This is a genomic window from Rhizobium sp. IBUN, from assembly GCF_000510625.1.
In the GTDB taxonomy this organism is placed as follows: domain Bacteria; phylum Pseudomonadota; class Alphaproteobacteria; order Rhizobiales; family Rhizobiaceae; genus Rhizobium; species Rhizobium altiplani.
The window spans coordinates 1-1,451 of the sequence record NZ_AZNV01000100.1 but is presented as its reverse complement, the minus strand read 5'-3'; the positions used below and the strand labels follow the sequence as shown (position 1 = coordinate 1,451).

Annotated in this window: 1 protein-coding gene; it reads left to right on the top strand. The window is 60.7% G+C overall.

Features of this window, described 5'->3' with window-relative positions; genetic code table 11:
- The first annotated feature begins 82 nt into the window (after positions 1-82).
- A complete protein-coding gene (locus tag RHIBUN_RS0132965; protein WP_025662886.1) occupies positions 83-1,360 on the top strand; it encodes a cytochrome b N-terminal domain-containing protein in 1,278 nt (425 codons plus the stop codon).
- The last annotated feature ends 91 nt before the right edge of the window (positions 1,361-1,451 follow it).

Below are 1,451 nucleotides of genomic sequence, written 5' to 3'. Positions count from 1 at the left end.
CCGGCGCCGCAGAACCTGGCGATCCCGACCTATTCGTTCGTTTCCGATAAAGTAATCAAGATCGGTTGAGGGGGACTGATTTATGAGTGGCCATTCCAGCTACGAGCCATCAACCGGCCTTGAGAAGTGGATCGATGCGCGCCTGCCTTTGCCGCGCATGGTCTATGACAGTTTCGTCGCCTATCCGGTTCCGCGCAACCTGAACTATGCCTATACCTTCGGCGCCATGCTGGCGGTCATGCTCGTCGTGCAGATCCTGACCGGCGTCGTGCTGGCCATGCACTATGCGGCGGAAACGACGGTTGCCTTCAACTCCGTCGAAAAGATCATGCGTGACGTCAACCACGGCTGGCTGCTGCGCTATATGCACGCCAACGGCGCGTCGTTCTTCTTCGTTGCCGTCTATCTGCACATTGCCCGTGGTCTCTACTACGGCTCCTACAAGGCGCCGCGCGAGATCCTCTGGATCCTCGGCGTCCTCATCTACCTGCTGATGATGGCGACCGGCTTCATGGGCTACGTTCTGCCCTGGGGCCAGATGTCCTTCTGGGGCGCGACCGTCATCACCGGCTTCTTCTCGGCATTCCCGCTGGTCGGCGAGTGGATCCAGCAGTTCCTGCTCGGCGGCTTTGCCGTCGACAACCCGACGCTGAACCGCTTCTTCTCGCTGCACTACCTGCTGCCCTTCGTCATTGCCGGCGTCGTCGTCCTGCACATCTGGGCGCTGCATGTCGTCGGCCAGACGAACCCGACCGGCGTCGAGGTCAAGACCAAGACCGACACGGTTCGCTTCACGCCCTACGCGACGCTGAAGGATGCGCTTGGCGTTTCGATCTTCCTGCTGGTCTACGCCTACTTCGTCTTCTACATGCCGAACTTCCTCGGCCATCCGGACAACTACATCCCGGCTGACCCGTTGAAGACGCCGGCCCATATCGTCCCGGAATGGTACTTCCTGCCGTTCTACGCGATGCTGCGCTCGATCACCTTCAACATCGGACCGATCGACTCGAAGCTGGCCGGCGTCCTCGTCATGTTCGGCGCCATCATCGTGCTGTTCTTCGTGCCCTGGCTCGATACCTCGAAGGTGCGTTCGGCGGCTTATCGCCCTTGGTACAAGCTGTTCTTCTGGCTGTTCGTCGCCAATGCCATCGTCCTCGGCTGGCTCGGCTCGCGTCCTGCCGAAGGCACCTACGTGATCATGTCGCAGCTTGGCACTCTCTTCTACTTCGCCTTCTTCCTGGTGATCATGCCGGTTCTCGGCCTCGTCGAGACGCCGCGCCGCTTGCCCAACTCGATTACGGAAGCGGTTCTGGAAAAGCGCAACAAGGTGGCGGCCGCCGAGCCGGTCAAGGCCTGAGCGTGCGACAGGAAGGGAAGAGACACATGAACAAGCTTGTTACCAGCCTCCTGTCGCTGGCCGTCGTCGCTGGTTTGAGCGGCGCGGCACT

What these genes read in the sequence shown, in the direction of transcription:
- RHIBUN_RS0132965 (WP_025662886.1), top strand. Translation starts at nt 83, where the DNA reads ATGAGTGGCCATTCCAGCTACGAGCCATCAACCGGCCTTGAGAAGTGG.